Annotated in this window: 6 protein-coding genes; 3 read left to right on the top strand and 3 right to left on the bottom strand. The window is 59.7% G+C overall.

What is annotated here, in order from left to right; translation table 11 throughout:
- The first annotated feature begins 65 nt into the window (after positions 1 to 65).
- Positions 66 to 899 carry an EamA family transporter gene (locus tag ACRESJ_RS19040; RefSeq protein ID WP_431759269.1) on the top strand — a complete coding sequence of 278 codons (834 nt, stop codon included), beginning with the start codon at positions 66 to 68 and terminating at the stop codon, positions 897 to 899.
- 32 nt (positions 900 to 931) lie between these two features.
- Complete coding sequence (locus ACRESJ_RS19035; protein WP_431759268.1) at positions 932 to 1,315, top strand: MAPEG family protein; 384 nt, start codon at positions 932 to 934, stop codon at positions 1,313 to 1,315.
- Between the two features lie 90 nt (positions 1,316 to 1,405).
- Here ACRESJ_RS19035 and mltA read toward each other — a convergent pair whose 3' ends face one another.
- The gene (mltA, locus tag ACRESJ_RS19030; RefSeq protein ID WP_431759267.1) at positions 1,406 to 2,593 is read right to left on the bottom strand and encodes a murein transglycosylase A; all 1,188 of its coding nucleotides are present in this window, start codon (positions 2,591 to 2,593) and stop codon (positions 1,406 to 1,408) included.
- A gap of 128 nt (positions 2,594 to 2,721) precedes the next feature.
- On the opposite strand from mltA, the gene ACRESJ_RS19025 reads away from it, so the two are divergent.
- A complete protein-coding gene (locus ACRESJ_RS19025; RefSeq protein WP_431759266.1) occupies positions 2,722 to 3,171 on the top strand; it encodes a c-type cytochrome in 450 nt (149 codons plus the stop codon).
- Between the two features lie 52 nt (positions 3,172 to 3,223).
- On the opposite strand, the gene ACRESJ_RS19020 is transcribed toward ACRESJ_RS19025, so the two are convergent.
- Together ACRESJ_RS19020 and ligB are read right to left on the bottom strand one after the other, a co-directional pair.
- Positions 3,224 to 3,619: a DUF1090 domain-containing protein gene (locus ACRESJ_RS19020; protein ID WP_431759265.1), complete on the bottom strand. Its 396-nt coding sequence runs from the start codon at positions 3,617 to 3,619 to the stop codon at positions 3,224 to 3,226.
- A 63-nt stretch (positions 3,620 to 3,682) separates the two neighbouring features.
- On the bottom strand, positions 3,683 to 5,395 hold the full coding sequence (gene ligB / locus ACRESJ_RS19015; RefSeq protein ID WP_431759264.1) for an NAD-dependent DNA ligase LigB: 1,713 nt from the start codon (positions 5,393 to 5,395) through the stop codon (positions 3,683 to 3,685).
- Positions 5,396 to 5,573 lie beyond the last annotated feature (178 nt).

Here is a 5,573-nt window from a genome sequence, read left to right as displayed (position 1 = left end):
AAATCAAAAGATCGCAGCCTTCGGCAGCTCCTACAGGGGTGTCGGGACAAAAAAAGGAGTGTGCCGTGCTTGCGACGGCGTTGGTGTTGGTGGCGGCGCTGTTGCACGCGGCGTGGAATACCCTGATCAAGTTCAGCGCGGAACGACTGCTGGTAGTCGCCTGCATGGACAGTGTGGCGATGATCTTTGTCGTGGTGATGCTGCCGTTCGTGACGCTGCCGCCGCTGGATATCTGGCCGTGGATTCTCGCGTCGGCGGCATTCGAGTTGCTCTATCGCTACTTGCTGATCCAGGCCTATCGGGTCGGTGACCTCGGACTGGTCTATCCGCTGATGCGGGGTTTGTCGCCTCTGGTGGTGCTGGCGCTGACCCTGATCTTTGCCGGCGAGGTACTGACCCATCAACAGATCTTCGGCATTCTGCTGATTCCGTTCGGCATGCTCTGTCTGCTTTGGCAAGGCGGGGGCGGGGCGCGTCTGCCGTGGTCGATGTTGCCGGTGGTGGCGTTGATCGGCCTGTGTATTGGTTGCTACACCTTCATCGATGGTCAGGCGCTACGGCGCTGGTCACATCCGCTGGATTATCTGGTCTGGGTAACGTTGCTCAGCGCCTGGCCGTTCCCGTTGCTGGCGTGGGTGCGCAAACGGCCAGCGTTCAGGTTGTTCTGGCGTGAGCAGTGGCGATTGGGCCTGGCGGTCGGGTTCTGCGTGTTGTTCAGCTACGCTCTGGTGCTGTGGGCCATGCAGTTGGGCTCCATCGCCGAAGCGGCGGCGTTGCGCGAGATCAGCGTAATTCTGGTGGTGCTGTTTGGAATGCGTTACTTGAAAGAGCCTTTCGGCAGGCCGCGGCTTTTAGCGTGCGGGCTGGTGCTGATCGGCATGTTGGTCATGAAATTCTGACTGCTTTGAAAACGTGAAAAAGGGATGGATCAATGAATGTTGCTCTGTGGTGCATTTTGATTGCGATTTTCCTGCCTTATCTGTGCACGATTGTGGCCAAGGTCGCTGGCGGGTATCGACTGGCAGACAACCACGACCCCAGGGATTTTCTCGAGTCGCTGAACGGACTGGCCAGGCGCGCCCATGCGGCGCAATTGAACGGTTTTGAAATCACCCCGGCGTTCGCGGCGGCTGTGATCGTTGCGCACCTAGTGGGCAATGCCGAGCTGGTGACGCTCAATGTGCTGGCGGTGTTGTTCATCACCAGTCGGCTGCTCTACATCATTTTCTATCTGGCGGACTTGGCGATTCTGCGGTCGCTGGTGTGGCTCGTGGGGCTGGGGCTGATTGCGGCGTTTTTCGTGGTGTCGGTGTAACGGCAAGATCAAGAGATCGCAGCCTGCGGCAGCTCCTACAGAGGCGATGTATTCACCTTTGAGCTGCCGCAGGCTGGGATCTTTTCGGCTTTATGGCTTGTCGGCGACCTGAGGCACCTGCGGCAACGCCGCCCCTTTCGGCCACAGCATCCAGATCTGCCCTTGCTGTTTCATGTCCCCGGCCAGTTGCCCGGCTGCATCACCTGTGCCCCAGAACAGGTCTGCGCGGACCTCGCCGGCAATGGCGCCACCGGTGTCCTGTGCTGCCACCGGCCGAACCAGCGCGCTGCCATCCGGACGGGTTGTGGATAACCACAACAGGCTGCCCAGCGGAATCACCTTGCGATCCACCGCCGCGCTGTAACCCGCCGTCAACGGCACGTTCAAGGAGCCTCGTGGCCCTTCGTTACTGTCGGGGTTGCGAGTGAAGAATACATAGCTCGGGTTGCTGCCCAGCAGTTCCGGAATGCGCGATGGATTGGCTTTGGCCCAGGCGGCGATGGTGCCCATGGTCACGTCTTCCTTCTTCAGCTCGCCTTGCTCCACCAGCCACCGACCGATGGGCCGATACGGATGGCCGTTCTGGTCGGCATAAGCGATGCGCAACTGACGGCCGCTGTCGAGCTGGATGCGGCCTGAGCCCTGGATTTGCAGGAACTGCAGATTCATCGGGTCAGTCAGCCAGGCCACTACTGGTGCCTTCACACCCTTGGTTTCAATTGTTGCGGCGTCGTCGTATGGCTTGAGCACCCGACCTTCAAGCCGGCCGCGCAGACGCTTGCCCTTGAGCTCCGGGTAGATGCTGTCGAGTGAGACGATGATCATGTCTTCGGGAACGCCATACACCGGGACACCGGCGGCGCTGGTCTGGGTCAGGCTGCCTGGGTAGACAGGCTCGTAGTAACCGGTGATCAAGCCGTTGGGGTTGTCATTGGCTGCGCGCAGGCCAAAGACATCCAGGTTCTGCTTGAGAAAGCCGCGAATTTCGCTGGCGGTTTGTGGCACGTTGGCCGCCGCGGCACAGGTGCCGCTCCAAACCGGATCGGCCTTGAGCCGGGTGCAGGCGCTGCGCCAGGAGCCGAAACCGGCGACGAGGTCAGCGTCGGATACCGCCGGCAATGCTTCCCAGGTACCAGCGGAGTAAGTCGCCAATGCGTGGGTTTTCGGTTGAGGTTTTTCGCCACCGGTGCAGCCTGCGAGCAGGGCCACCATTGGAAGGGCTGTTATTGGCAGGGTCCGGGTCAGGTTGCGACGCCAGGCCTTGAAACGGCTTTTCATGGAGTAATTCCTTTGCCGGTTGCTCGAGCGCTCCATGCGCTCAGGCAACCCGTATTAATGATAGGGCTATTGGTGTTTGCCGAGGACACGAGGATACTGGCCGCCGTTTCCCGTGACCTGAAGCCACCATGACTCTTAAAAGACTTTCTGTTGTATTGCTGGCCTGCCTGACGTTGTCCGCTTGTGGCGGTGTCGACCCCAATTCGCCGCTCGGTCAGCGCAAGGCCATTTTCAAGCAAATGCTCAAGACCGGCGAAGATCTGGGCGGTATGTTGCGTGGCCGTATTCCTTTCGATGGTCCGAAATTCGCGGACGGTGCGGTGAAACTCGACGCCTTGTCCCAAGAACCCTGGAAGCACTTCCCGCAGGTGCGTGAAGAAGATCACACCAGTGCGAAAAGCGATGTTTGGGAGCAGCAGGCACGCTTCCAGGCAATGGCTCGCGATCTCGAACACGCCACCGGTGAATTGGTGATTGCCAGTCAGGTTCAACCCTACAAGGCCAGTAATCTGGGGCCGGCGGTGCAGAAGGTCGAAGATGCTTGCAGTGCGTGTCATAAGGCGTTTCGGGATCATTGATGGCTGAAAAGATCGCAGCCTGCGGCAGCTCCTACAGGGGCTGCGATCTTTTTTACTTGTCCAGCTCGTCGACGGCTTCCTGCAATTCCTTGCGGGACTGGGCGAGTTTGTCTTTGCGCTTGTCGATCTTCTCGGGGTCGCCTTTTTTCATGGCTTTTTCAAGGTCGGACTGACGCTTGCTGACTTCGTGCTTGGCCTCGAGCACCTTGTTTTCCCGTTCTTTTTTCAGCGATGCATCGGTGCAGTTGGCGGTGACTTCGCTCAGGGCCTTTTCCAGTCCGGCCTGCTGGTCGGCATTGCCACGGGACTTGGCCAGCTCGATCTGGTTGATGATGCCTTGCTTCTTGGCGGCGCAGCCGGTCAGGCCTGGCGCGTCTTCGTTGGCCATCAATGGAGTGGCCAGGACGCAGCAAAGGGTCAACAGGGCCAGCGGTGAAAGACGTTTCATAAAAGCTCCATGTGAAAAGGCGATCGTGTCGATGCGGCGATGGCTTGTTTGAGCTCATCGGTACTATAGGGTTCCCGGATGGGCAGGTATCGGCGGCTGCTTGAAACCGTCAACGCCTGCCTCTTGTAAAACGCTGCTTAAGGCCAGGACCTGCGGGTCGCGAAAAAATGCGCTCAACTGCATTGCGCGTCCCGGCCCGATGCCGGGTTCAACCTGCCATTGTTCGGTATTTCGTTGTGCCAGTGCCTGCCATGAGTCACCCAGGTTCGCCTGACCTACGGGCGGCAGGCCCAAGGCTTTGAGCCACTGGGTGAAGGGGCGTTGCCGGGCACTATTGAAACTGTTTGCAAGACGAGCCGCACTGCGTTCGCCGAAACCATCAATGTTAGCAAGCTCTTGAGCGTCGAGGGTCAACCAATCCAGAAGACTGTTCAGGCGACCTGTTGCCAGAAGTTTTTCCCAGGTGCCAGGGCCGACATGGGACATGGCCAGGCCCTGCTTGCCACTGAGCCAGGTCAGGCGCGCGAGAAACTGATCCTCACATCCAGCCGTAGGCCGCCAGCAACTCAACGAATGAAAGTCCTTCGCCAGCGGCGCGCTGATCTCCGGGCGCTCTGGGGTGCGCAGTACAACACCGTCGAGCCTGGGTATGGTCAGGCCGGCGAGGCTGATAGCGATCTGGTCGCCAGGTCGAATGTCCATTGTCTGCCAGCGTTGCAGGGAGCTCACGCTGACTCGTTTGATCTGGCGGTCATCGAGTGTGACCGGTGTCAGCTCCAGCACCGGGGTGATCCGCCCGGTGCGGCCAATCTTGAAGTGAACCTTGCGCACCTCGGCCAGCGCCTGGGCGAAGGGGTATTTCCAGGCAACGATCCAGTACGGCGGTTTGGCTTGCCAGCGTTCAGCGGATGGGCGTTGGCTTTGGCGCAGGACGATGCCGTCGCTGGCAAACGGCAAGGGGGCGCGGTACCAATGATCACGCCAGCGTTCGGCATCGCTGAATGCGCTGATCGATTGGCTATACGGCGTGGTGTCCGCAAAGCCCAGTTCATCCAGTTTCGCGATGCGTTCCGGCAAAGTCGCAGGACCTTCGGGCCAGTCCCAGATGAACAGGCCGATCCCGTCTGCCTGTTCGGCGGTCATTATCTTGCGGGCCATCAAGCCGGCGACTGTGGCGCGCGCGTTCAGGCTGCCCGCCTTGGACTGCACGTGATCGGTCAGGCGCCAGTAGAGTTCGCCTTGCACCCGCAAATCCAGAGGTTGCGTTAGTTGCTTGGGAATGGCCGGGATCTGTTGCGCCGAGGGGGTCCAGTCCTGCCCGCTTACACCATCGCCGCGACTGATGGCCTGTGTCAGCAGGCCATTGCGATACACGAGGGTGACCGCCACGCCGTCGACTTTGGGTTGAGCCCAAACATCCGAGCGGCCTCGAAGCCAACTTTCAACGGCGCGCGCATCGCGCATTTTTTCCAGGCCTGTATGGGCGATAGGGTGGGGAACCGTGCCGCGTGACGTGCGCAATGGATCTGCGGCTGTCCCGATATTGAAGCATTGGCGCCATTGGGTGAGTCGCGCGCGGGACTGGTCGTAGAGTTCATCGGCGACCAGGGATTTTCCTTCGCGGTGATAGCCGTCGTCCCAGATGTCGATCTGTTTTTGCAGTGCAGCGATCTCGTTCGAGGCGCGTTCAGGTGGCCAATCGGGGCACTGGGAGGCTTGGATACTGAGGCTGGTGAGGATAAACAGGCAGGTAAAAAACAGGCGCAGGTGCGGCATCGTGAGCGTCCTTGCTCATTGGGGTGTCTGAAGGCTAGGTCAGCTATCGAACGTTGCGCAGGTAGATGATTTTCTGAGTGTTTCGAGGATCAGGATCAAAAGATCGCAGCCTTCGGCAGCTCCTACATGGGATCGGCGTACAACTGTAGGAGCTGCCGAAGGCTGCGATCTTTTGATC

Origin of the sequence: Pseudomonas sp., from assembly GCF_050739655.1 — a bacterium.
Classification (GTDB): domain Bacteria; phylum Pseudomonadota; class Gammaproteobacteria; order Pseudomonadales; family Pseudomonadaceae; genus Aquipseudomonas.
Note: the sequence above shows the minus strand (reverse complement) of the source record. Positions and strands in the feature narration are given on the sequence as shown.

Coding starts and splice junctions, on each gene's coding strand:
- ACRESJ_RS19035 (WP_431759268.1), top strand. CDS start 932: ATGAATGTTGCTCTGTGGTGCATTTTGATTGCGATTTTCCTGCCTTAT.
- mltA (WP_431759267.1), bottom strand. CDS start 2,593: ATGAAAAGCCGTTTCAAGGCCTGGCGTCGCAACCTGACCCGGACCCTG.
- ACRESJ_RS19025 (WP_431759266.1), top strand. CDS start 2,722: ATGACTCTTAAAAGACTTTCTGTTGTATTGCTGGCCTGCCTGACGTTG.
- ACRESJ_RS19020 (WP_431759265.1), bottom strand. CDS start 3,619: ATGAAACGTCTTTCACCGCTGGCCCTGTTGACCCTTTGCTGCGTCCTG.
- ligB (WP_431759264.1), bottom strand. CDS start 5,395: ATGCCGCACCTGCGCCTGTTTTTTACCTGCCTGTTTATCCTCACCAGC.